The organism is Klebsiella sp. M5al (assembly GCF_002090195.1).
GTDB lineage: Bacteria > Pseudomonadota > Gammaproteobacteria > Enterobacterales > Enterobacteriaceae > Klebsiella > Klebsiella grimontii.
Genome location: NZ_CP020657.1, coordinates 3,632,388 through 3,656,696, shown reverse-complemented (window position 1 = coordinate 3,656,696; position 24,309 = coordinate 3,632,388). Strand labels below are relative to the sequence as shown.

Annotated in this window: 16 protein-coding genes and 1 pseudogene; 8 read left to right on the top strand and 9 right to left on the bottom strand. The window is 57.8% G+C overall.

The features are described from left to right. Nucleotides 1-161 precede the first annotated feature (161 nt). Complete coding sequence (locus tag BWI76_RS17600; protein WP_064371825.1) at nt 162-647, top strand: hypothetical protein; 486 nt, start codon at nt 162-164, stop codon at nt 645-647. Nucleotides 648-743: 96 nt separating this feature from the next. Here the strand turns inward: BWI76_RS17600 and BWI76_RS17595 are convergent, their stop codons facing one another. Then, a complete protein-coding gene (locus BWI76_RS17595) occupies nt 744-1,271 on the bottom strand; it encodes a lipocalin family protein (protein WP_004133622.1) in 528 nt (175 codons plus the stop codon). A 226-nt stretch (nt 1,272-1,497) separates the two neighbouring features. Between BWI76_RS17595 and uraH the strand changes: the two genes are divergently transcribed. After that, on the top strand, nt 1,498-1,908 hold the full coding sequence (gene uraH / locus BWI76_RS17590; RefSeq protein WP_024357847.1) for a hydroxyisourate hydrolase: 411 nt from the start codon (nt 1,498-1,500) through the stop codon (nt 1,906-1,908). Nucleotides 1,909-1,977: 69 nt separating this feature from the next. Here uraH and BWI76_RS17585 read toward each other — a convergent pair whose 3' ends face one another. Both BWI76_RS17585 and BWI76_RS17580 read right to left on the bottom strand, forming a co-directional pair. Then, on the bottom strand, nt 1,978-2,412 hold the full coding sequence (locus tag BWI76_RS17585) for a PTS sugar transporter subunit IIA (protein ID WP_004133620.1): 435 nt from the start codon (nt 2,410-2,412) through the stop codon (nt 1,978-1,980). Continuing rightward, nucleotides 2,409-3,848, bottom strand: coding sequence for a sugar porter family MFS transporter (locus tag BWI76_RS17580; RefSeq protein WP_004133618.1), 1,440 nt, complete (start codon nt 3,846-3,848; stop codon nt 2,409-2,411). Before BWI76_RS17580 ends, BWI76_RS17585 begins: the two co-directional genes overlap by 4 nt. A gap of 1,007 nt (nt 3,849-4,855) precedes the next feature. Here BWI76_RS17580 and BWI76_RS17575 point away from each other — a divergent pair. From BWI76_RS17575 to BWI76_RS17565, 3 genes are all read left to right on the top strand, one after another. After that, a complete protein-coding gene (locus BWI76_RS17575) occupies nt 4,856-8,068 on the top strand; it encodes a molybdopterin cofactor-binding domain-containing protein (protein ID WP_004133617.1) in 3,213 nt (1,070 codons plus the stop codon). Between the two features lie 12 nt (nt 8,069-8,080). After that, complete coding sequence (locus BWI76_RS17570) at nt 8,081-8,539, top strand: (2Fe-2S)-binding protein (protein WP_004133322.1); 459 nt, start codon at nt 8,081-8,083, stop codon at nt 8,537-8,539. A gap of 65 nt (nt 8,540-8,604) precedes the next feature. Continuing rightward, complete coding sequence (locus tag BWI76_RS17565) at nt 8,605-9,210, top strand: NTP transferase domain-containing protein (protein WP_004133616.1); 606 nt, start codon at nt 8,605-8,607, stop codon at nt 9,208-9,210. A gap of 64 nt (nt 9,211-9,274) precedes the next feature. On the opposite strand, the gene fdhF is transcribed toward BWI76_RS17565, so the two are convergent. Beyond that, nucleotides 9,275-11,422 (bottom strand): formate dehydrogenase subunit alpha, encoded by a 2,148-nt coding sequence (gene fdhF / locus BWI76_RS17560; protein ID WP_077253451.1) that lies wholly within the window; start codon nt 11,420-11,422, stop codon nt 9,275-9,277. A gap of 136 nt (nt 11,423-11,558) precedes the next feature. After that, nucleotides 11,559-13,031, bottom strand: a complete 1,473-nt coding sequence (locus BWI76_RS17555) for a nucleobase:cation symporter-2 family protein (RefSeq protein WP_004133613.1) — start codon at nt 13,029-13,031, stop codon at nt 11,559-11,561. Nucleotides 13,032-13,541: 510 nt separating this feature from the next. On the opposite strand from BWI76_RS17555, the gene ygfT reads away from it, so the two are divergent. Together ygfT and BWI76_RS17545 are read left to right on the top strand one after the other, a co-directional pair. Further along, nucleotides 13,542-15,482, top strand: coding sequence for a formate-dependent uric acid utilization protein YgfT (gene ygfT, locus BWI76_RS17550; protein ID WP_049088162.1), 1,941 nt, complete (start codon nt 13,542-13,544; stop codon nt 15,480-15,482). Further along, a complete protein-coding gene (locus tag BWI76_RS17545) occupies nt 15,479-15,955 on the top strand; it encodes a 4Fe-4S dicluster domain-containing protein (protein WP_004133330.1) in 477 nt (158 codons plus the stop codon). Before ygfT ends, BWI76_RS17545 begins: the two co-directional genes overlap by 4 nt. A gap of 113 nt (nt 15,956-16,068) precedes the next feature. On the opposite strand, the gene ssnA is transcribed toward BWI76_RS17545, so the two are convergent. Both ssnA and ygfK read right to left on the bottom strand, forming a co-directional pair. Further along, on the bottom strand, nt 16,069-17,400 hold the full coding sequence (gene ssnA, locus BWI76_RS17540) for a putative aminohydrolase SsnA (RefSeq protein WP_171016422.1): 1,332 nt from the start codon (nt 17,398-17,400) through the stop codon (nt 16,069-16,071). Nucleotides 17,401-17,402: 2 nt separating this feature from the next. Further along, complete coding sequence (gene ygfK / locus BWI76_RS17535) at nt 17,403-20,507, bottom strand: putative selenate reductase subunit YgfK (protein ID WP_049088163.1); 3,105 nt, start codon at nt 20,505-20,507, stop codon at nt 17,403-17,405. 533 nt (nt 20,508-21,040) lie between these two features. Between ygfK and BWI76_RS17525 the strand changes: the two are divergent. After that, nucleotides 21,041-21,817: pseudogene (locus BWI76_RS17525) on the top strand (XdhC family protein); the annotation flags it as partial. A 105-nt stretch (nt 21,818-21,922) separates the two neighbouring features. On the opposite strand, the gene arcC reads toward BWI76_RS17525, so the two are convergent. After that, nucleotides 21,923-22,855: a carbamate kinase gene (arcC, locus tag BWI76_RS17520; protein ID WP_004133343.1), complete on the bottom strand. Its 933-nt coding sequence runs from the start codon at nt 22,853-22,855 to the stop codon at nt 21,923-21,925. A 12-nt stretch (nt 22,856-22,867) separates the two neighbouring features. Further along, nucleotides 22,868-24,274 carry a dihydropyrimidinase gene (gene hydA / locus BWI76_RS17515; protein WP_024357854.1) on the bottom strand — a complete coding sequence of 469 codons (1,407 nt, stop codon included), beginning with the start codon at nt 24,272-24,274 and terminating at the stop codon, nt 22,868-22,870. Nucleotides 24,275-24,309: the final 35 nt, after the last annotated feature.

The following is a 24,309-nucleotide window of genomic DNA, read 5'->3' as shown; positions in this document are numbered from 1 at the left end:
AGGAACTTGACTCTGCCTGGTTAGCGATTATAAATAAAGGGATGCGGGGTTAAGTATTGGGGCTAAATAACTTCATGGCACAATTGTCATGAGAATTATCCTGGTAACCCTGCGGCAATGCTCTTCCCGCTACGGGGATATGGATAAATAAAGGAATGACTATGAAACTCTGGAGTAAAACGCTGATCGCTTCTGCCGTATGCTTATTTCTTGCCGGCTGTGATGATTCATCAAAAGTGGATGCCAATCTGGATAAAGCTAAAGACAATGCGCAACAAATTAAAGAGGCGGCGTCCGATAAAGCCGAGGCAATTAAGGATCAAGCCGATAAACACATCGACGCGATAAAAAAACAGGCGGCGGACGAGGCCAACAGCCTCAGCAGCCAGGCCTCCAGCATCAAGGCGGAAGCGGATAAAAAAACGGAAGCTATTGCCCAGCAGGCGCAAGCTCAGGCCGATGCCGTTAAGCAGGATGCCCGACAGAAAAGCGATCAAATTGTCCAGGAAGCGGGAAAAATTAAAGACAACGCGATTGTTGACGCGAATAACCTTGCCAGCGATGCCGCGAATAAAACCAAAGAGATTAAAGAGAGTATCGCTCCCGCGAAAAGCGCTGACGATGCGGCTGCGGCTCCCCAGCAATAACTCTGTCATTATCACCCCCTTTTACGACATTATCTTCAGACCTCAGGTTGGCTGAAGATAATGTTGGTAAAAGAGGCCCGCGAACTATCCCCGGCGCTATCGATGATTCACCCAGACGAGCTTTTCGACCGGGAAACCGAGCTCCCGCGCAATGCCGAGATACTCCTGCCTCACGGATTCCGGGATGGTCGGCGTGCGCGACAGGATCCATAAATAGCCGCGATCGGGGCCGCTGACCAGCGCATATTGATACTGGCTATCCAGCGCAATCACGTTGTAGCCGCCGTAAAACGGGCCAAAAAAGGAGACTTTCAGCGCGGCGGTGGTCGGCGCGCCGGTGAAATACGCTTTACCTTCGCTCTCGCTCCATTTCTGTTTCCGCGGATCGTAACCGCGGTTGAGAACGCTGATACCGCCGTCTTTCCGTTGACCGTAGGTCGCGGTAACCCGCTCCAGACCGCGTTCAAAGCGGTTTTCGAGCCGGGCCACCTCATACCATTTCCCCAGATAACGGCTTGCGTCAAAGTTATTTATCGGCTGGACGCCCTTGGGCGGCGTAGGGGATTTACAGGCGACGAGCGTTAATGCGATAGCAACACCCGTCAGAACAGGCCAAATCTTCATGTGAAGTCCTTTTGTGAACGCGGAGAAAATAAGTATAGCGCAAGCGAGCGGGCCTTTATTCACGCCCCAAGGATGCACATTATATTCAGATAATTCTATAACTTCGAATGTGCTCGCTATTTTCCTCGTCCTGCTTTCGTTAAGGCGATTATCACAAAAAGTTGAATATATTTTAGCGGCCCAGGTGCTAACGTTTGAACGTTATTATTCACAACGGGAAAAGATCGTGAAAAAATTATCCAGTTTGATTCTGTTATCTGCAATCTCTGTCGCTCCAGCCGCGTTTAGCGCCCCCGTCGGGACGCTCAGCGTGCATATCCTCAATCAGCAGACGGGGCTGCCTTCGTCGGGTGTGACCGTTACCCTTGAAAAACAGCAGGCGGATAAATGGACGGCGCTCGCGAGCGGCGTCACGGATAACGATGGGCGTATTAAATCGCTGTATCCAGCAGAAGGGGATATGCAGCCGGGGGTTTATAAAGTGACCTTTAAAACCGGCGATGATTTCAGCAAACAGAAGCTGGCGACGTTTTTCCCGGAGATCCCGGTACTGTTTACCGTGACGCGTACCAATGAAAAGCTGCATATTCCGCTGCTGCTCAGCCAGTACGGCTACTCCACCTACAAAGGCAGCTAAGCGCGACGTCTATCCTGAATAAGCAAAAAGCCTGCGCGTAAGCAGGCTTTTATCAGGCGATGGCCGTGCTTAGTGATTCTGCTGGAGGATCCTTAAAAAATCCTCTTTATTGGCAATCAACGACAGCGCTCTGGCGATGACTTCGTCGCTAAAGATCGACGCCACCTCTCTCAGCACATCAATATGCTCACTCTCTTTGGCGATCACGCCAATGGCAATAAACATGACGTTATTTCTGTCCCAGATCACGCCGTCAGGGAACTGATAAATCTCCACCCCCGTTTTGACAATGATGCTGGTGGCTGATTTAGGCAGATGCGGCAACGTAATGCCGTTACCCAAAAAGGTGGAGACCTGGCGCTCTCTTTCGGCAAGAAACGCCACGCAATCTTCGCTGACGTACCCTCTGGACCTGAAGTCCGCGCCAATCATGGCCAGCACTTCCGCTTTATTTTTCGCCCGGCACGACAGATGGAGATTATCCTGCGTAATAGTATCGATCATAATCCGCTTTCCTTGGTGGCCGTATTGAATCCTGCAGTAGATTTATTTGCCGACAGCTCCTCTTCCAACTGCTCCAGCGATTTATTCGATGTTTCTGGCAGCGCCGTTATCACAAAGACAATCGCCAGGTAGTTGATCGCGGCAAAAATCAGGAATACCGGACCTAAACCGAGCTTGGCCTGCAATAATGGGAACAGATAGCTGACGATGGCGTTCATCACCCACATGAAAAATACCGATATGCCCATCGACAGTCCGCGAAACTTCAGCGGGAAAAGCTCCGCCAGCACCACCCAGGTGATAAAGCCCATGGTTCCCTGCATAACGCCAACGAACATCGCGCCGAGCAGCCAGATTGCCGTTGCTTTGATGTCACCGACCAGCGTGTAGTCTACGCCGGCAATGATAAGGTGCAGGGTGGCCATCAGCGCGAAACCATAAATAATGATGGTTTTACGTTTAAAACGGTCAACGAGGAATAGCACGCCAAAGAGCATGCCGCCGACGGAGAACACGCCATTGAGTACGTTGCAGATGAGGGAGGTTCTTTCTGAGAAGCCGGCGCTGCTGAGGATCTCAGTACCATAGTACATGATGACGTTGACCCCGGTGGTTTGCTGCAGCGCCGCCCAAATCACGCCGACCAGCAGGAGTTTGAAAATCCACGGCGTCTGAAGAATGGTGATAAAGGCGTTCTGGGAATGCAGCTTTTTGTCCGCCTCGGCCTTAATCAAGGTGGTGATATCGTTGAACTCTTTGGTTGCACGTTCAAGCGGGCGGATTTGTTTTAATATTTCCAGCGCTTCTTCATGACGGTTTTTACTGATTAGCCAGCGCGGGCTTTCCGGCGACCGCAGCATACCGATAAACAGGCAGATGGCGGGGATCGTCTGCACCATCAGCATATAGCGCCAGACGTCCGGTAGATGGCCCCAGAGAATGCCAATAATGGCGTTGATAGCAAAGGCGGCGAGCTGCCCGATAACAATGGCGACTTCGTTTAAGCCGGTCAGCTTACCGCGCATTTCGGTGGGCGCCACTTCAGAAATAAAGGTGGGCGCGGTGACCGAGGCTCCGCCGACGGCATAGCCGAGGATGAAACGTGAAATAAGCAGTACGGTAATGTCCGGCGCCAGCGCGGACATTAAGGCGCCGATGAAAAAGATGAAGGATAAAAAGAGCAGGTACTTTCTTCTGCCAAAGAAATCCGCGAATTTTCCGCCGAAAACGCTACCTAGCGCGGCGCCGATCAGCAACACGCTCATGACCAGACCTTCTGTGGTCGGGGTCAAGGCCATATATTGTTTCAGTGAGGAAAATGCGCCATTAATAACGCCGGTGTCATAACCGAATAACAGGCCACCGAATGTCGCTACTAAGGTTATTTGGTGTAGTCGCTTTCTCTGCTGTAGGTTCAGATTCATAATAAGAGACATTTTTATACCTTTTGTTTTGATTAACGGCACGAGATAAAAATGTGTCATCCCATCCCAACCACGCTCTGTCTTTTCGCTTTATGAAGCCTGGCTGACATAAAATGGTTTTTTGCCCTGATTGCTCCTATCCAGCGCGATTGCAGCGCGCTAAATAAAACCGGTCAAAGAGGTTTCTTTTTGATGAATGATGAATCATCGGTATACGCGGGGTTTTGTCCTCCGGGATGGGTGAGGTTCAACATGTCCCGGGCAGCGTTGTGGTATGAACGGATGGTATGGCAAGGACCAACATAAACGGTTCTGATAACTCCTGATCTCACTTCCTTCATTGCATCCTCCGGGGTTTGGATTTCTGCTGCACCATCAAGGTGGTCAGGGTGCGTTTAGTGAGAGGGTATTATTACCGCTGCAACTGAAACAAAAGTGCAAACAGATCACATTTTGAAAGTTTTATTTCGCTTTGTCGTTGTGGCTTATCTGTAACATCTATGTGTCTATAAAGGCTGTTTTTATAATTAACTGATATATAAAGTAATTTTTATGATTGATTACCCCCTTTCACAGCGACATCAGGGAAGTGAATTGTTAAAATTATGATATATATCACATTTGTTAACATGCTCGGTTATGGAATTTAAATTTCATTATTGAGTTTATTTTATTTTTTATTCGAAATTTTAAGGGCGCAGCGGTAAGGGAAAAGTTGAACGGATCGCGCCGTCAGCGCGCTTTTTGACGCCGGTGATGGAGGGTAATGATACTTATGGTCAATACCTGGCGGCGGGCCCTCTCTGAGAAATACCATTGAGAAGCGCCAATTATCATTGTGATACGCACGCTCTCTTTTTGATAATCCTCCCGACGATATCATCCGCTTTTTCTGGTTTAACCTGCCGCTATTTTTAGAGGCGCCTCACATAACTCAGCCTGAAATAACCCTTTATTTATAGGTGGCATAGCCATTGCTTTATTCCGTTATCTTTCTTTGTGAGTGGAGACTGAAAAATATGGATACATTGCTGGTTGGCAGTGAGGTGCCCCGCGTCGATGGGCTCGCCAAGGTGACGGGTAAAGCGGTCTACGGCGATGACATTATTATGAACAATATGCTGTATGGCGTCTGTCGCTACGTGGATATACCTGCCGGGCGCATCGACGCGCTCGACCTGTCGGAGGCGGAAAAAGTGCCCGGCGTCGTGCGTATTGCCACCTGGAACGATATTCCCGGCCAGCGCAAGCTGGGGGCGATCGTTCCCGATCATCCGCCGATTATCGACAAGGAGATCGCCTATCGCGGCGACGTGGTTGCCGTGGTGGCGGCGGAAACCTACGAGGCAGCCTGCATCGCGGTCGATAAAATCAAAATCACCTACACCCCGTGGGAGCCAATTACCTCCCCGGAAGAGGCGATGAAGCCCGGGGCGCGCCTTATTCACAGCGAACTCGATAGCAACATCATTAACCGCCACCATACGGCGAAGGGCGATATCGATGCCGGATTCGCCGCCTCCAGCCATATTTTCGAACGCGAGTATGAGGTGGGTTTCCAGGAGCACGGCTATATTGAGCCGGAATCGATTACCGCCTATCTGGATAATAATGAACAGATCATGACCATCGAGGGGTCGATTCAAAACGCTCACCGCACCCGGGCGGTGATTGCCAAATATCTTGACCTGCCCCAGGCGAAGGTGAACATTAAGCGCTCCGTGCTGGGCGGCTCTTTCGGCGGCAAGGATGACATTATTGATAACGTCTCCTGCCGGGCGGCGCTGCTGGTGCACCTGACCGGGCGGCCGGTAAAGATCTCCTATAACCGCGAACAGTCGATGCGCGAAAGCTACAAGCGCCACCCCTATAAGATGAAATACCGCATTGGCGTGGACGACGATGCGCGTATTCAGGCGATTAAAATTGACATTATCGCCGATGGCGGCAGCTACTGCGGCCAGACGGTGTTTGTCACCTGGCGCAGTTCCGTGCAGGCGGCGGGCCCCTACAATATTCCTAACGTGCGCGTCGATCTGGTGGGCGTTTACACCAACAACAACTACACCTCGGCCTACCGCGGCTACGGCGCGCCGCAGGTCATTTTCGCCAACGAATCGCTGATGGATGACGTGGCGGGCGAACTGGGCCTGTCGCCCGTCGAATTCCGTCTGCGCAACATACTTAAGCAGGGCGACACCAGCATGGCCGGGCAGGTCTTCAGCGAGCATACCGTCTCCGCGCAGGAGGTGCTGGAGAAAACGCTGCTCAAGGCGGAATACGAGGCCAAACGCGAGCACTACAAAAAGCTTAACGCGGAAGGCGGACCGATCCGCTACGGGATTGGCTTCGCGCTGAGCCATCGCGGCTGCTCTCTGGGGGCCGAGGGTCTGGATGCGTCCTCGGCGCTGATTCAGGTGAATGCCGACGCCAGCGTCAACATCTCCACCTCGGTATCGGAGAACGGACAGGGGCTGCAGACCACCATGTCGCTGCTGGCGGCGGAAGCCTTTGGGATTGGGCTCGAGCGGGTGATGTTCAGCGAACCGGCCACGGCGATGATCGCCGACGGCGGCTCAACGGTCGCTTCGCGCGGTACCCTGATGGGCGGACAGGCGATTCTGAGCGCGGCGAACAAAATTAAACAACGCATGGCGGAGGCCGTCAGGGAAACGCTGAAAGCGCAGAGCATCGATGATATCGCCTGGCAAAACGGCAAGGTGTTTAACCGCCGCCGCCCGGAGCTGAGCCTCAGCTTCCAGCAGGTGTGCGATATGACCCGGGCTACCGGGGCCAACCTCTCCGCCTACGGCTGGCACGTGGCGCCGAATATTCACTGGGATGAAGAGAAGGGCTGCGGCAGCCCCTATTTCACCTGGGTGTACGGCTGCCAGCTGGCCGACGTGGCGGTGGATATGCGCACCGGCAAAATCACCGTCAATAACGTCGTCGCCACCCACGATGTCGGTAAAGTCATTAACCCGGTTGGTTTTAGCGGCCAGGTTTACGGCGGCGTGCTGCAGGGGATGATCGGTTACGGCATGCTGGAGGATTTCAACACCGAGCACGGGGTGGTGAAATCGGAAAACTTTGATACCTATCTGCTGCCGACTATCAAGGATATGCCGCACATCGATATCATTGCGGTGGAAAACTACGATAAAGCGGGGCCGATGGGGGCGAAAGTTATCGGCGAACCGGTACTGGAGCTCGGCGCTGCGGCCCTCAACAATGCGGTGAGCTTCGCCATCGGGCGGCCTAACCGGACCCTGCCGCTGACCCTCGAGCAGGTTCGCCTGGGTTACAACCTCAAAAAGCCGGAGCGCCAGAGCGAGCAGATGCTGGAGTCTGGCGATAAGAAACAGGTTCATCGCCTCAATACCCTGTCGCTGAGCGTCCCGCAAACCCTGAAGCAGGCCCTGACGCTGATGGCCGGGAAGGGGGCGATGCCCATCGCCGGCGGTACCGATGTGCTGGTGCAGGCCCGGATGCTGTCCGGCGAGGTGCCGCTTGTCAATATCGCCGGGCTGGCGGAGCTGAAGGAGATCTTTGATGTGGAGGGCGGCGTCTCGATTGGCTCCGGCGTCTGCTTTACCGATCTGGTTAAGCATCCGTTGATTCAGCAGCGCTATCCGCTGCTGGTTACCGCCTGTAAAACCGTCGGCTCCCTGCAACTGCGCAATCGGGCGACTATCGGCGGCAACATCGTCAACGCCGCTCCGTGCGCGGATTCTATGCCGCCGCTGATTATTTACGAGGCGGAGGTGGAGCTGCGCAGCGCGCGTGGGACGCGCCGGATGCCGGTCAGCGAATTTGTCATCGGCGGCTATCGCACCCTTCTTGAGCCCGATGAGCTGGTTATCCGCTTTATCCTGCCGGCGCCGACCCAGCAGCCGCTGATCAATCGCTATCTGCAGCTTGGCCGGCGCAATGCGTTGAACATTACGCGCCAGAGCTTGACCGGGCAGTTCATGGTCGATAAGGGCGTGGTTCGCCTGTGCCGTCTGGTGGATGGCGCGCTGCTGGCCAAACCGCAGCGGCTGCTTGAGGTTGAGCAGGCGCTCATCGGCCGGACGCTGGACGCCGCCACCATTGACTACGCGGCCGGCGTGCTTCACGCCAGGGTAGAGAAAGCCATCGGGGGACGCTGGTCAGCGCCTTATAAGGTCCCGGTATTTATCGATATGTTCCGGCAGATGCTGCAGGAAGTCATGACAGAGCAGAAAAAATAAGGAGCCATGAACATGAATCATATTGAGCTAAAAGTGAATGGCATCCGCATTGCCCGCGATGTGAAAGACAATGTCCGCCTGATCGATTTTCTCCGTGAGGAGCTGAAGCTAACCGGCACCAAAGAGGGCTGCTCGGTGGGGGAGTGCGGCGCCTGCACCGTGATTATGGACGGCAAATCTGTCTGCTCCTGCCTGCTGCTGGCCGCCCAGTGCAACGGGGTGGAGGTCACCACCGTCGAAGCGCTGCACCACGATCCGGTCGGTAAAAAACTGCAGAACGCCTTTATTCGTCACGGCGGCGTTCAGTGCGGCTTCTGCACGCCCGGCGTGTTGATGAGCGCCAAGGCGCTGCTGGATACCAACCCGAACCCCAGCGACGATGAGCTGAAAGAGGCGCTGGAGGGCAATATCTGCCGCTGTACGGGATATCAGCCGATCATCACCTCGATTAAAGCGGTGCTGAAATCCTGATCGCCGCAAGCGCCGCCGTCGCCAGTCGACGGCGGCGCTTTTTCGGCTGCAGGAGGAGGATGACAATGAGCAAAAAAGTCGATAAGCAGTGCATTATGCTGGCCGCCGGGCTCTCAAGCCGGATGGGCAAGTGGAAAATGATGCTGCCGTGGGGCAAAGGAACGATTCTGGATAGCGCCCTGGCCAGCGCCCTGGCGTTCTGCGATCGGGTAGTGCTGGTGACGGGGTTTCGCGGTGATGAACTGGCCGCGTGCTATCAGGATCATCCGGGCGTTGAGGTAGTCTTTAACCCGCAATATCAGGACGGCATGTTCTCTTCTGTGCAGTGCGGGGTCAGCCATATTCGCGACTCCCGGTTCTTTCTGGCGCTGGGTGATATGCCGGAGGTGACGCCGGGCGTCTACCGCCGGCTGTGGGACAACCCCGACGCCGAGAGCTGTCTTATTCCCGCCTACGAGCGCGGTAAAGGCCACCCGGTTCTTCTGCCGCAGCGGGCAATCTCGCTGATTCATCGCGCCCCGCAAGGGGCCACCCTACGAGACGTTATCGGTCAGATGGCGGTGCGCGTTATTCCCGTGGCGAGTCAGGGGATTCACTGGGACGTTGATACTCCGCAGCAGTATCTTGAGGTCGCGCGTCGCTGCCGTAAGGATCAGGCCGCTGTCGGTTAGCGTTGGCGAAGGGAATGAGAAGAGACACTATCGCCCTGGGGTGCGCACCGCGGGGCGATATTTTTTACCCCGCGGCGCTGTCGCGCAGACGGGTTTTCAGCTGGTTGTATTGATCAATAACGTACCGTTCGGCGGCTTGGCGATCGGCAATGCGCTCAACGTTAACCGCGCAGTACTTATACTCCGGGGTTTTAGTTATCGGGCTGAGATTCTCGGTGACCAGCTCGTTGCAGGCGCCGATCCACCACTGGTAGGTCATATAGACCGCCCCTTTATTCGGCCTGTCGCTGACCTTCGCCCGTGAAATCACCTTGCCTTTGCGCGAGTTAACCCACACCAGTTCTTCGTCCTCAATGCCGAGCCGTTTGGCGTCGGCGGTGTTGATCTGGATGTATCCCGGTTCGTCCGCCAGTTTGGCCAGCGCCGCGCAGTTGCCGGTCATCGAGCGGCAGGAGTAGTGGCCCACTTCGCGCACCGTGGAGAGCACCAGCGGATACTCGTCGCTCAGCTTATCGATCGGCGCCTGCCATTCACAGGTGAAGAACTGCGCCAGCCCGTTCGGCGTTGAGAAGCGCTCCGCAAACAGATACGAAGTGCCCTGGTCCGCCTCCGACTCGTCGCGGCACGGCCACTGCACGTAGCCCAGCTCTCCCATCTTCTCGTAGGTCGCGCCGAAAAAGTTGGGGCACAGCTGGCGGAGCTCATCCCAGATCTGCTGCGTGTTGTCGTACTTCATCGGATAACCCATGCGGGTGGCGATCTCGCCGATGATCTGCCAGTCGGTCTTCAGATCCCACTTCGGCTCTACCGCCTTGAAAAAACGCTGGAAGCCGCGGTCCGCAGCGGTATAGACGCCCTCATGCTCGCCCCACGATGTCGAGGGCAGAATCACATCGGCCGCCGCGGCGGTTTTGGTCATGAAAATATCCTGGACGATAACCAGTTCCAAATCCTCGAAGGCCTGACGCACGGCGGAAAGCTCGGCGTCGGTCTGCAGCGGATCTTCCCCCATGATATACGCCGCCCGCACTTCACCGCGCGCCACGCGGTGCGGCAGCTCGCTGATGCGGTAGCCGGGGTTCTCCGGCAGGCTCTCGACGCCCCAGGCGTTGGCGAACTTCTCCCGGTTTTCCGGGAATTTCACATACTGATAGCCCGGAAAGGTGTCCGGCAGCGCGCCCATGTCGCAGGCCCCCTGGACGTTGTTCTGGCCGCGTACCGGGTTAACGCCGACGTGCGGTTTCCCCAGGTTGCCGGTGAGGATCGCGAGGCTAGTCAGGGAGCGCACCGTTTCGACGCCCTGCCAGAACTGGGTCACCCCCATTCCCCATAGAATCATGGCGTTTCCGGCGGTGGCGTACAGCCGCGCGCATTCGCGAATCTGCCTGGCGCTGATGCCGGTGATGGCTTCCACCGATTCCGGCGTATAGCTTTCGACGATGTTGCGATACGCGTCGAAGCCTTCGGAACGCCCGGCGACGAAGGATTTATCGTACAGATCCTCTTCGATAATGACGTGCCCGATGGCGTTGAGCAGCGCAATATTGGAGCCGTTTTTCAGGGCAAGGTGCAGATCGGCAATGCGCGCGGTTTCGATTTTACGCGGATCGCAGACGATAATTTTCGCCCCGTTGCGTTTGGCGTTGAGGATATGATTCGCCACGATAGGGTGCGAATCCGCCGGGTTATAGCCGAAAATAAACACCAGATCGGTATTATCGATCTCGGTGATGGCATTACTCATCGCGCCGTTGCCGACCGACTGGTGCAGACCTGCAACCGAAGGGCCGTGTCAGACGCGAGCGCAGCAGTCGACGTTATTGGTACCAATAACGGCGCGCGCGAATTTTTGCATGATGTAGTTGGTTTCATTGCCGGTGGCGCGCGAAGATCCGGTGGTCTGAATCGCGTCCGGCCCATACTTCTCTTTAATGGCGCTCAGACGGGTGGCGACGTAATCGAGCGCCTCATGCCAGGAGACGGATTCTAGCCTGCCGCCGCGTTGGCGGCGGATCATCGGGGTTTTCAAGCGCGGCGTGAGGATCTGGGTATCGTTAATAAAATCCCAGCCGTAGTAGCCCTTCAGGCACAGCGTACCCTGATTGTTTTTTCCCATCGCGGCGTCGGCGCGGGTAATATTTCCCTCCTCTACCGTGAGCTGCATTTTGCAGCCGGAGGCGCAGTAGGGGCAGACGGTCGTTATTCTCTTCATAGCAAGGGTCCTTAACCTTAGAACAGCAGGGCAAAACTAAAGCGGCCGTTCAGGCCCTGGGCGATCCCCTGCTGCACGACGGGGATCGCCAGCAGCAGCAGGGTTAGCAATGCGAACAGGAGTCTGGTGAGCATCATTACCCCTCCTGGGCTTCTTCCGGCTGTCTCTCCTTTTGAACTTTGCGCAGCAGGAGCCACATTCTGACGGTTCTGACGGCCATGTTGCGCGCCGCCGAGCTTGGCGGGGCCGGATCGGGGACCGGCGTTTCGTGGTTAACGCGCAAAGGTACGCTGCCGTTGAGGGTGAGGTTGGCGACGATAGCCGTCAGGGTACCGATCGTAATCCCGCTGTGCAGAAACAGCTGAACCATCGGCGGAAACTGGGTGAATAAGTTGGGCACCAGCACCGGCATCATGCCGAGGCCGAGCGTTAATGCCACCACCATACCGTTATTATTGTTGCGGTAGTTGACCTGCCCCAGGGTACGAATACCGGACACCGCCACCATACCGAACATGACGATGCCCGCGCCGCCGAGGATCGGTTTCGGTATCAGCACCACCAGCGCCGCCATCCTTGAGAACACGCCCATCAGAATCAGAATGATGCCGGAGACCGACACCACAAAACGGCTGCGCACCCCGGTTAAACCGATCAGGCCGACGTTCTGCGCGAACGCGGCGTAGGGAAACAGATTGAAGAAGCCGCAAATAGTGGTCGCGATACCGCAGGTGTTAAGGCCGTTGCGCAGCATCTTCGCGTCCACCTTTTTCCCGACGATATCCCCGGTCGCCATCATCGAGGACATGGTTTCCACCATTACCACCACCATCACCATCGACAGCAGGGCGACGGGAATAATGTGAAACTCAGGTTTGGCGAAGGGCATCAGGGTCGGTAGATGGAGCCAGGGGGTGGCGTGGACGAGGCTAAAGTCGAGAGGCTTAAAGCAGCTCCAGAGTACGGTGCCGATGATAAGACCGATCAGCACCGACGTGTTTTTCACGACGCCGGAGGCAAAGGTGTAAATATTGAGAATAATCACCAGCGTAATCGCCGCCATCAGCAGCGAGAAGGGGGCGCCAAAGCCGCTCATTTCGCTGCTGCCGCCGCCAATCCATCCGCCTGCGACCGGCATAATTGACATGCCGATAAGCGTGACGATGCTGCCCATCACCACCTTGGGAAAGAAGCGGATGAGCTTACTAATCCACGGCGCGCAGCAGAGGATGAATATACCGGACACGATCACCGCCCCGGAAATACCGCCGATCCCGTACTCCTTACCGATCAGCACCATCGGGATTAGCGCCGCGAAGGTGCAGCCCTGGATAAGCGGCAGCCGACAGCCGAGCCACTTACCGACCCCCAGCGACTGCACGATGGTGGCCGCGCCGCAGATAAACAGGTCGGCGCTGATGAGTAAAATAATGTGTTCCGGCGGGAGCCCTACCGCGTTGCCCACCACCAGCGGAACCGCGACGGCGCCGGCGTACATCACCAGCACGTGCTGTAGCCCATAAAGAATCATTTGCGTAACGGGTAAAACTTCATCGACCGGCGCGGTCGAGCTCCCGTTTCGTGAGGCGGAATTGGCGATATCTTTCATGAAGTTGTTATCTCCTGTACGACTTCACTCTGTATAAGCGAGGACAAAGTTGAAGTTACGATTCGAAGGCCGCTGCCTCCCTGAGCCGATACGTTCATCAGCGTGTTGCGCGCACAATGAGGGATATGCGTAAGCTGTGCCAAAAATAAGCGCTGAGGGAATTGATGGGGAATTGTGTGAAATAACTCACGCGAAAAGGGCGGAATATCTTCCAGTCTGAAATTTCCTGCAAGACGCCCCGCGATAAATAAACGCGCGCTATCACATTGAGATAGGCAGAATCTCATTTTGGTATCGCGATCGATACGGTGAATTATCAACATGATTAAACCCGGGTGAAGGAAAACATCATCGCTCCGCGGCAGGGGATATTTATCGAGTCGCTAAGCGGGAATAAAGCCGTTTTTTTGAGGCTGCTCGCAAAAATGAGCTGCATATTAATCGCTTTTAAAAAAGCGTCTGATTATTGCATTGCTCCCCGGTGAGTCCTGGAATAATAAAGGGAAGCAAATGAATAAATTTATCGTTGCCGATTCTGCAAACTGTATTGGCTGCCACGCCTGTGAAGTGGCCTGCGTCACCTCTCATCGCCAGGACTGCTGGCCCCAGCAGCGCAGCGACTTTCTTCCGCGCATCCGCGTGTTCTTCAACCGCAAGGCCAGCAGCGCGACGACCTGCCGCCACTGCAACGACGCCCCCTGCGTCGGCTCGTGCCCGACTCAGGCGCTGAGCGTGGCTAACGACAGCGTTCAGTTTACCGAGGCGCTGTGCATCGGCTGTAAAAACTGCGTCATCGCCTGTCCTTTTGGCGCCATTGAGATGGTGGCCAACGATGACGACGCGCCGCAGCTGGCGCAGAAGTGCGATCTTTGCCGTCAGCACCCGTCCGGCCAGCAGGCCTGCGTAGCCAGCTGTCCAACCCAGGCGCTGCGCCTGATGGATGAAGCCGCCGTTAACCAGCTGCGCACCGCGCGGCAGATCCGCTCCGCGCTGGAAAGACCGCTGGAGAGCGTTCGCGGTGCGAGACGTAACGCGATACTCAATAAACCTCCGCGCGTTGGGGCGAAAAAAGTGCCCGCCGATGACCGCCTGCGGCATTTCGGCGAAATCTATCAGCCGCTGAGCGAGCGCGATGCGGAATATGAGAGCGAACGCTGCCTCTACTGCGCACAGAAGGCGTGGTGCAACTGGACCTGTCCGCTGCATAACCACATTCCCGATTTCATCCGCCTGGTGAACGAAGGCAAGATTATCGAGGCGGCGGAACTGTGCCATCAAAGCAGTTCCCTGCCGGAGATTTGCGGCCGCGTCTGTCCGCAGGACAGGCTGTGCGAAGGGGCCTGCACCTTAAAGAACGAGGGCGGCTCGGTCGCCATTGGCAATCTTGAGCGCTATATCACCGATACCGCGCTGGCGATGGGCTGGCGACCGACCATCGACAACGTGGCCCCGCGCCCGGAGCGGGTGGCGGTGATTGGCGCCGGGCCCGCCGGACTGGGCTGCGCCGATATTCTGGTGCGCGCGGGCGTGCACGTTGACGTCTTCGATCGCCATCCGGAAATCGGCGGCCTGCTGACCTTCGGTATTCCGCCGTTCAAGCTGGATAAAAACGTGCTTGAGAGGCGGCGCGACGTTTTTAGCGCCATGGGCGTCAATTTTCATCTCAACCAGGAGGTGGGACGCGACGTGGCTTTTGCCGATCTGCTGAAAAACTATGACGCCGTTTTCCTCGGCGTGGGCACCTACGGTCTGATGGCCGCCGGTCTGGAGGGAGAGAACGCCCCCGGCGTGATTCAGGCGCTGCCGTTTCTGATTGCCAGCACCCGCGAGGTGATGGGGCTCGAAGAGAGCGCCGAGTATCCGCTGACCGACATCAAGGGGAAACGCGTGGTGGTGCTTGGCGGAGGCGATACGGCGATGGACTGCCTGCGCACCGCCGTTCGTCGCGGGGCCGAGAGCGTAACCTGCGCCTACCGTCGCGATGAGCTAAGCATGCCCGGGTCGAAAAAAGAGGTGGTGAACGCGCGGGAAGAGGGGGTGAAATTTGAGTTTAACGTGCAGCCGCAGCGCATTCAGCTCAACCGTAAGGGGCAGGTCTGCGCGGTGGAGATGATCCGCACGAAGATGGGCGATCCGGGCCCGGACGGCCGCCGCCGGCCGCAGCCGATCCCGGACTCCGGGTTTGAACTTAAAGCCGATGTGCTCATTATGGCGTTTGGCTTTCAGGCTCACGAGATGCCGTGGCTGCGCGGCCACGGCATTAAGCTGGACCGCTGGGGGCAGATAGTCACCGGCGGCAAAGGGCGCGGAACGACGCAAACCAGCCATGACAAAATCTTTGCCGGCGGCGACGCCGTGACCGGCGCGGACCTGGTGGTCACCGCCATAGTCGCCGGGCGGCAGGCGGCCAGCGAGATGTTGGCGCAATTCACGGCCCGGGAGGAGATATGACCCGTTTTATCGTTGCCAGTTCGCAGGCCTGCATCGGCTGCCGGACCTGTGAGGTAGCCTGTGCGCTGGAACACGTGGCGCCGGGGGCGGAGTTTCACCCCCGCCTGAAGGTGATGCGCCTCGACGATCTTAGCGTACCGGTGATGTGTCATCAGTGCGAGAATGCGCCCTGCGTGGGCGCCTGCCCGACCGGGGCGCTGAGCATGGGGGCGGAGAAGGTGGAAGCCGAAGGCGGGCGCTGCATTGGCTGCCAGAGCTGCGCGATCGCCTGCCCGTTTGGGGCGATTGCCATCGAGGTGGCGGCCGGCCTGACGCCGGTTATCGTTAAGTGCGATCTTTGCGGCGCCCGGGAGCGCGGCCCCGCCTGCGTTGACGTCTGCCCGACGGCGGCGCTGAGTATCATGACCGAAGAGCAGCTCAGCGCGCTGCAAAAGCAGCGCAATATCGCCACCGCCGCGCTGCTGTCGCTGTAAACGTTGCGCCCGGCGGCGCGGAAGCCCCCGGGCAATTTCACACGCCCGCGTTCTGTCAGCAAAAAAAACCGGCTTGCCAGGCCGGTTTAGCGTTTTTACGCGGGCTACGCGGGCTACGCGGGGAGCGCGTCCATTCGCGCCCACATTTTTTTCGCCACTTTCTGCGCTTCGCGGAATATCGGCTCGCAGTCGAAGCTGAACTGGCGATCCTCGTAGATCATCACGCCGTTCACCATGACGCTGCGCACGCTGTTTGACCCCAGGCCGAAGGCGATATGCCCGGCGATGTTTTCCGCGATAAGCGGCGTCGGCGCCATATAGTCGCAAAGGGTGAGGTCCGCTTTATAGCCCGCCTCAAGGCGGCCAAAGCGGGCGTTGAAGTTGCGATTCAACAGTTCATTGCCGTTGCTCAGCGCCTTCGCGAAGCTGTCCGGCCACAGCGGCCCGCCGGCGTCGCGGTGTTTAAAGAAGGCAAACTTCATCTCCTCGAACATATCGGAACCGATGCCGTCGGTACCGAGCGCCAGATTGCGGATCTGCGGCAGGCGGTGGTTGTAGCCGACGTGGTTGTTCATATTGGAGCGCGCGTTGTGCACCAGGAAACCGTCCTGCGCATTGAGCAGCTCCACGTCAGCATCGGAGATGTACAGACCGTGAGCAATCAGCGTTTTACTGTTGATAAGGCCGAACTCCGCCAGCCGCGCCAGCAGATCCTTGCCGTAAAGGTGATGGCTGTGAGAGACATCGTAGCGGTCTTCCGCCGCGTGGATATGCAGGCCGCGGCCGGTGGCTTTTAGCGCTTCGCCCAGCATCGCCAGACCTTCATCCGGCACGGTGAACGGCGCATGGGCGCCGATATGGGCCTCGACCAGATAAGGCTGGTCTCCCTTCTCGCGGGCGGCGTCGATCTCTCTGGCGAAACGAATGTTCTCCTCAACGCTGTCGCGCAGCTCGCGGCTGCCAAAGTTGCGGTCGGTGGTTTCGAAGCAGGTCATCCCGCGCAGCCCGATTTTGAGGAAGGCGTTGCGCAACTGGCTCAGGGAGCCCGTGATATAGTGGGGCGACGCATGGTGATCGATAACCGCCGTGCAGCCGCTACGTACGGCCTCCATAGCGCAGATCAGCCCGCTGTAGTAGAGCGACTCTTCATCCAGCGCCCGGTCAAGGCGCCACCACAGGTTTTTCAGCGTGGAGATAAAGTCCGGACTGGGGGCGATATTGGCCTGAATCCCCCGGGAAAGGCCGGAATAAAAGTGATTGTGCGAGCAGACCATGCCGGGCATCACCAGTTGCCCGCGCATCTCTTTCACCTGCGCCTGCGGATAGCGCTGGCACAGGCCGGGGCCGACAGCGAGAATTTTATCATTCTCAATGGCGATATCGACGTTCTCCCACACTTTCGCCGGATAGATCTGCGCGGCGGTGGCATTTTTCAGGATCAGGATACTCATACTTCAACGCCTCCCAGAAGATAGCTTTGGTGCTGATGAATATGGCTTATGATGCGGCACATGGCATCCAACTGGGCCGGTACCTCGTTAAACTGGCCGCGGTCGTTTATTTCCAGCTGCCACGTCTGGTCGTCCTGACGCACTTTGACGCTGGCGCCCGCGACGAAGAAGCCCGGATTGGTGCTGTTGACAAAATCCTGCTCCAGGCTGAACACGGTGATTTTGTCTTTATACGGTTTTCCCTGCCACGGGCAGAACTGAGCGCAGTTGCCGCATTCGTTGCAATAAGCGTCCAGATGCAGGGTCTGGAAGCGATTCTGGAAGCCCGGGACGGCCACGGAAATATTGGCGCGGTTCGGACAGACGTCGACGCACTTGCTGCACACGTAGTTACACTCCAGGCAGCGGCTGGCTTCCTGCTCGACAAAAGCCTCGCGCTGGTTTTTATCCACCAGGGTGACGGCGATGGCGCCTTTGCGCTGGTACACCTTCGCCGGATCGACATTGTTCCAGACTTTGTTTCCGTAGCGGCTGGCGATATTTTCCCGGGCCAGAATCACGTCCGTGGCCCGTCGCGCGTTGCCGATAGCGGAGACGATAGATGAGGGGCCGCGCTGAACGTCGCCGATCAGGAAGACGTTCGGCTTGCTGGTCTCGCCATCGGCGTTGACCACCGGCCAGCCCTGCGGGTCGAGCGGGATCCCCATTGCCGACAGCGCTTCGCCGTCCTGCTGCTCGCCGATGGCGGTAATCAGGGAGTCGACTTTCAGCGTGCGAAGTTCATCGGTTTCTACCGGACGGCGGCGGCCTTTCTCATCCGGCTCGCCCAGCTTCATGACGCGTACGACGAGCGTTCCGTCGGCGTTAAACTGTTCCGGGTTACATAGCCACTCGAAGCCGACGCCGTCGAGCAGCGCCTCATCGTACTCTTCGCGCCAGGCGGGCATCTCCTGCTGAGAACGGCGATAGACGATGGTCGCGCTCTGCACGCCCGGTACGCGCAGCGCCGCGCGGGCGCAGTCCATCGCGGTATTGCCGGCGCCGACCACGGCCACATGTTTGCCCAGATTCAGCTCGGCGCCGCGGTTAAACTGGCGCAGGAACTGCAGCGACTTATGCACGTTCTGGTTGTCGCCGCCCAGCTTCACGCCGCTGTTTTTATCGGTACCGGTGCCGACCAGCACGTAACGAAAACCTTTCGCCTGCAGCTTTTCCACGCTCAGATGCGGATCGCAACCGTATTCAATTTTGACGCCGTGGGCGACGACAAAATCAATATCGTGCTGGATAAGTTCCCCGGGAATGCGGAACTGCGGAATGATATTCTGTACCACGCCCCCGGCGTTGGCTTCACGTTCAAAAACCGTGACCGGATGCCCGGCGCGGGCGAGGAAGTAGCCGGCGGCGAGACCGGCAGGGCCTGCGCCGATCACCGCTACCGGGTGCCGGGAGCCGGATCCCGCGGGCTTATGCCAGCGGCTACGGTACGCGTCCCAGCCTTTCTCCAGCGCCACTTTTTTCAGTTCGCGGATGTTGAGCGCGCTGTCGTAATCCAGCCGCGTACAGTTGTACTGGCACTGGTGATCGCAGATATGGCCAGTGATGGCCGGTAAAGCGTTGCGCTGATAGATCAGCTCCAGCGCGTCGGCGTAGCGATGCTCGCCCAGCAGGCGGATATACTCCGGAATATCCTGCTTGATGGCGCAGGCCGTCACGCAGGGGGCGACGTAGCAGTCCAGCAGCGGCAGCGGCTCGCCAGTATCAATGCGCTCTTCCGGCTTCCACTGTTTCTGGGTGTAGTCCATGCTCACCGCTTTTTCCGCCAGCGCGTTGAGGCGCTCGACATCGATCTGCGTCATGTTCCAGCCGTCGGCTTTCTCCAGCTCGCGCATGCACTCGCTCAGGCGCAGATATCCTCCCGGCTTCAGCAGGTCGGTGGCCATGGTGATAGGGCGAATACCGGTGTCGAAAATCTCGCGAATGTTGAGCTGGCTGGCGCCGCCGGAGTAGGAGATCGGCAGCTTGCCGTCAAACGCCCGCGAGAGCAGGGCGGCCACGTTGATAGAGAGCGGGAACAGCGCGCGCCCGGACATATACATTTCATCCCCGGGCAGCGCCCCCTTGTTGTTGACGGTGCCGAGGGTGTTGGTCAGCTTGACGCCAAAGCCGAGGCTGCGCTCCTTCGCCAGCGCCATCAGGCGCGTCAGCATCTCCAGCGCCCGGTCGATCTTAAGGTCGTGGTCAAACGACGCTTCGCTAAGGCCGATATAGCCGAAGCCGCAGGCGTCGAGGATCTGGCGCACGCGCGGATAGCCGAGCAGGGTCGGATTGAGCTTCACAAAGGTATTGAGATTTTTCTCGGTCAGCATATAGCGGCAGATGGCTTCGATCTCATCCGGCGGGCAGCCGTGCATCGTCGAGAGGGTGACGCCCTGGACCAGCCTGGCCGGTACGCGCTGCGCCAGGTTGTCCAGCCCGTCTTTGCGCGCGCATGTTGGCAGGCTGTCAATAAAGGGTTTATTTTGCAGCCAGCGGTTCAGCGTGTCGCGGTACTGGGCGAATTTAGGATGCGCGGAGGCGTCCATCATGTTGTCGATAAATTCCTGCATCGGCGGCTGCTTAATACCGTCAAGGTTGTAGCCGACGCTCATATTGAAAATAAACGACTTGCTCTCTTTGTTCGTCGCCAGCGGAAAGACCTGCTCCAGCAGATGCAGGGCGAACCAGGCTTTCAGGTACTCATCCCAGGCTTTTTTCAGGGTAAATTCAGTGGACCATTCGGTATTGAAGCACTCATCTTCCGCATCGATACAGGGCTTTTCCAGCTCCAGGCGGTCAAGGATCTGAACGGTTTTCAGCTCTATAAACCGCCCGCCGGTTAGCCAGGCGGTAATAATGTTCTGCGCCAGCTGGGTGTGCGGCCCGGCAGCCGGGCCGAGAGGCGTGGCGCAGCTTTCGCCGAATACGCCGATCGAACGCTGCGCCTGCGGCGAATAAAACTGCTGTTCAGGAATGCCAAAAATAGATCGCTGACTCTGATACTCATCGAAAATGCGCGTTAATAGCTCCTCAAACGGCACGGGACGCATTATATCTCCCATAACCCACTCCTTAGATATCATTGTAAGATCGACATTGCCGGTGGTCATCATCCCGACGGATAACGGAAGAGGAGCAACAATCACACCAGTTATTCAAACCGCGGCGGCGGAATAATTAATTTGTGAACCAGGTCGAAACTCAACGCCGCGGCGTGAATAATTTCATCGTTGGGGAATGAGAACTCAAATCAATACGTTTTTTGAGCGGGTGAGATTTCTCAAAATCAGATCGCAAATATCAGAATGATAATTTACCCGGGCCGCCCGGCGGCGTTTTCAGCGGGCGGCGGAAATTTGGCTCGGCGGTTGACGGAATAATCGGCGCGATAGCCTAATTTCAACGTCGCCAGGGCTAAAAAAATGACCTGATTCACAATTCGCGATAAAAAACGGCGGGGCAGTATAAATATTGCATAGCCATTATCGGTCGCTGCGACGGTATTTTCAACGGAGGGTGAGCTCTCAAACTGAGAAGCCGGGCAATATCGCAGACAATCCCCAAAACCGTAAAAGAAATTGCCTTTGAGGTTGGTATGAATATTTTCGAAGAAGCAGCACGGCTTGAAGAACAGAACCGCCCCTTTGCCCTCGCGCAGATTGTTGAAAGCCGGGGCTCCACCCCCCGACACGCCGCTCAGATGCTGATCCGAGAGGACGGTTCGATTGTGGGGACCATTGGCGGCGGGATGGTAGAGCGTAAAGTTATCGATGCGGCGCAGGCGGCGCTGCGCGAGCGGGAATCGCGAATGTTTCACGGCCGTATGGCGCGCACCGGCAGCGACGCCGTGGGCTCCGACTGCGGCGGCGCGATGTCGGTATACATCAGCGTTCACGGCCTGCGCCCGCGCCTGCTGCTGGTCGGCGCCGGGCACGTTAACCGCGCGGTTGCCCACGCCGCGGCGCTGCTGGATTTTGATATCTGCGTCGGCGATACCTATGCCGCAAGCCTCTGTCCCGACGCTTTCCCCGCTTCGGCGCGGCTGGCGCACGCCGCCAGCTTCACGGACGTGGTGGAGGCGATGGCGGTACGGCCGCAGGATTTCGTGCTGATTGCCACCAACAACCAGGATTGGGAGGCGCTGGACAGGCTGATAACCCAGCCGGTCGCCTGGCTGGGGCTGCTGGCCAGTCGGCGGAAAGTGCAGGCCTTTGTACGCCAGCTGCGGGAGAACGGCGTGCCGGAGGCGGATATCAGCCGCCTGCGGGCGCCGATTGGCTACGACATCGGCGCCGAGACGCCAAACGAGATCGCCATCAGCGTGCTGGCGGAGATCCTGCAGGTGAAAAACGGCGCGCCGGGGGGGCTGATGAACCAGGTGAAACAGGCGGGCCAGCAGGAATATGCCGTGGAGACGGTGGAAATCTGAGGTCCTGCCAGGGGAAATGTTGCCGGGAGGCGCCCGGCAACGCGTAGCTTACTGGCTAATGATGGTGCCGGTTTTCCCTTCGATACCCTCTTTGGCTTTGCTTAACATGGTGATCAGCGCCTGGCGTCCCGGCCGGGAGCGGGCGAAAGCGGCGGCGGCTTCCACTTTCGGCAGCATCGAGCCTTTGGCAAAGTGTCCCTCTGCGATAAAACGTTCGGCATCGCGCAGGGAGAGGTTATCCAGCCACTGTTCGCCAGGTTTACCGAAGTTGATCGCCACCTTTTCCACGGCGGTGAGAATGATCAGCAGGTCGGCGTCGATCGTCTCCGCCAGCTTCGCGCTGGCCCAGTCCTTGTCGATGACCGCGCTGGCGCCGCGCAGATGGTTACCCTCGCGAATCACTGGAATGCCGCCGCCGCCGACGGTGATCACCACGTGGCAGTCATCCATCAGCGCTTTTACCGTTTGTTTCTCGATAATATCGACCGGCTTAGGCGATGCCACGACGCGACGGTAGCCGCGCCCGGCGTCCTCTTTCATGATGTAGCCGTTTTGGCTCAGCTTTTCGGCCTCTTCTTTGCTGAAGAACGAGCCGATGGGCTTGGTCGGATTAAGAAAAGCTTCATCGTTAGCGTCCACTTCCACCTGGGTTATCAGGGTCGCCACTGGAATATCCAGCTGGCGCGACAGCAGCTCTTCGCGAATCGCGTTCTGCAGGTCGTAGCCGATGTAGCCCTGGCTCAACGCCACGCAGACCGACATCGGCAGCATGGGCGTGTGGGCCTCGGTCTTGGCCGCGGCTTCAAAGGCCTGGTTGATCATGCCCACCTGCGGGCCGTTACCGTGAGTCACCACCACCTGATGACCAAGGGCGATAAGATCGACGATCGTCCGCGCGGTGTGCCGTACGGCCTGCATCTGTCCGGCGAGATCGTCGCCCAGCGCATTCCCGCCGAGAGCGAGAACAATTTTTTTACTCATAGCATCCTCTCATTACGTTTCTGTTCCGCTGACGGCCAGGTGAGCGGTGGAAAAGGGTTGTCGGCGTAAAAAACGGCCCTGCCCGGCGGTGCCGCTAAAGGTGCCGTTATCAAAAATCACCCTGCCGTGGGAGAGCGTCTGGCGAATCGCGCCCTGGCAGATAAAGCCCTCATAGGGTGAATAGTCAGCGTTGTCGTGCAGCATGTCGTGGCGAATGGTGGTGGTGCGTTTGGGGTCGATGATCACCACGTCGCCATCGGCGCCGGGCGCCAGCAAGCCCTTCTGCGGCCACAGGCCAAACAGCTTCGCCGGATTGGCGCTGGTGAGCGCCACAAAGCGCTCGGGGGTGATGCGCCCGGTCATGACCCCATGCGAGAACAGCAGCAGCAGGCGGTTTTCCACTCCCGGCAGACCGTTCGGGCAGCGGCTAAAGTCGCCGCCGGAGATCTGCCTGCGCTGCTGTGCTGAGAACGCGCAGTGGTCGGTGGCGACCGTGTCAATGTCGCCATTGCTGATACCACTCCATAGCGCATCGTTGTTGCTGGCGTTGCGCAGAGGAGGGCTGAGCAGATAGTTAAGTGCGTCTTCGCGCTCGTAGCAGCGCTCGTCCAGCAGCAGATACTGCGGACAGGTCTCCACCCACACCGGCTGGCGGCGTCTTCTGGCCAGGCGTAGATATTCCAGACCCAGGGCGTTGGAAAGATGCACGATATACAGCGGCGCGTTACCCGCCAGCTGCGCAAGGTTGATGGTTCGGGCGATGGCTTCCGCCTCGCACTCCAGCGGGCGGCTCAGGGCGTGATAGCGCGGCGCGGTTTTACCGGCGTTGATAAATTCAGCCCGGCGCTGGGCGATGGCGGCATCGTTTTCGGGATGCACGGTAGTCAGCGCGCCGGCGCGCTGGAGGTGGCGCATCGCCTGCAATATCTCATCATCGTTGAGTTTGTACTGGTAGGTCAGATAGAGCTTAAAGCTGCTGATGCCGCTATCCACCATCATCGGAATCTCGTCGAGAATGCCGTGGTTAACGTGCTGGATAACGCCGTGAAAACTGTAGTCGATAACGGCTTTATAGGCGGCGTAGCCGCGATAGACTTCGAACTGGTGGCGTAGATGACAGCCGACGGGCCCGAAGCCCATATGATCAACAATGGTAGTGGTACCGCCGCAGGCCGCGGCCCGGGTGCCGGTAAAGAAATCATCGCAGCTGCGGGCGAGACCCACGTCAATATTGAAATGGGTATGAACGTCGACGCCGCCGGGCATCACGTAGCAGCCCTCGGCGTCAATCACTTCGCAGGGTTGTTCGGCCTCAATTGAATCGGCAAGGCGCTTGACGAGGCCATCTTCGATAAGCAGGTCCTGCTTCACCTGGCCGTCGGCGTTGACGACGAGGCCATTTTTAATCAGTACGCGCATAGAAACCTCAATATGCCGCCGCAGGACGCGGCGGC

What these genes read in the sequence shown, in the direction of transcription:
- BWI76_RS17600 (WP_064371825.1), top strand. Translation starts at nt 162, where the DNA reads ATGAAACTCTGGAGTAAAACGCTGATCGCTTCTGCCGTATGCTTATTT.
- BWI76_RS17595 (WP_004133622.1), bottom strand. Translation starts at nt 1,271, where the DNA reads ATGAAGATTTGGCCTGTTCTGACGGGTGTTGCTATCGCATTAACGCTC.
- BWI76_RS17585 (WP_004133620.1), bottom strand. Translation starts at nt 2,412, where the DNA reads ATGATCGATACTATTACGCAGGATAATCTCCATCTGTCGTGCCGGGCG.
- BWI76_RS17580 (WP_004133618.1), bottom strand. Translation starts at nt 3,848, where the DNA reads ATGTCTCTTATTATGAATCTGAACCTACAGCAGAGAAAGCGACTACAC.
- BWI76_RS17575 (WP_004133617.1), top strand. Translation starts at nt 4,856, where the DNA reads ATGGATACATTGCTGGTTGGCAGTGAGGTGCCCCGCGTCGATGGGCTC.
- BWI76_RS17570 (WP_004133322.1), top strand. Translation starts at nt 8,081, where the DNA reads ATGAATCATATTGAGCTAAAAGTGAATGGCATCCGCATTGCCCGCGAT.
- BWI76_RS17565 (WP_004133616.1), top strand. Translation starts at nt 8,605, where the DNA reads ATGAGCAAAAAAGTCGATAAGCAGTGCATTATGCTGGCCGCCGGGCTC.
- BWI76_RS17555 (WP_004133613.1), bottom strand. Translation starts at nt 13,031, where the DNA reads ATGAAAGATATCGCCAATTCCGCCTCACGAAACGGGAGCTCGACCGCG.
- ygfT (WP_049088162.1), top strand. Translation starts at nt 13,542, where the DNA reads ATGAATAAATTTATCGTTGCCGATTCTGCAAACTGTATTGGCTGCCAC.
- BWI76_RS17545 (WP_004133330.1), top strand. Translation starts at nt 15,479, where the DNA reads ATGACCCGTTTTATCGTTGCCAGTTCGCAGGCCTGCATCGGCTGCCGG.
- ygfK (WP_049088163.1), bottom strand. Translation starts at nt 20,507, where the DNA reads ATGGGAGATATAATGCGTCCCGTGCCGTTTGAGGAGCTATTAACGCGC.
- arcC (WP_004133343.1), bottom strand. Translation starts at nt 22,855, where the DNA reads ATGAGTAAAAAAATTGTTCTCGCTCTCGGCGGGAATGCGCTGGGCGAC.
- hydA (WP_024357854.1), bottom strand. Translation starts at nt 24,274, where the DNA reads ATGCGCGTACTGATTAAAAATGGCCTCGTCGTCAACGCCGACGGCCAG.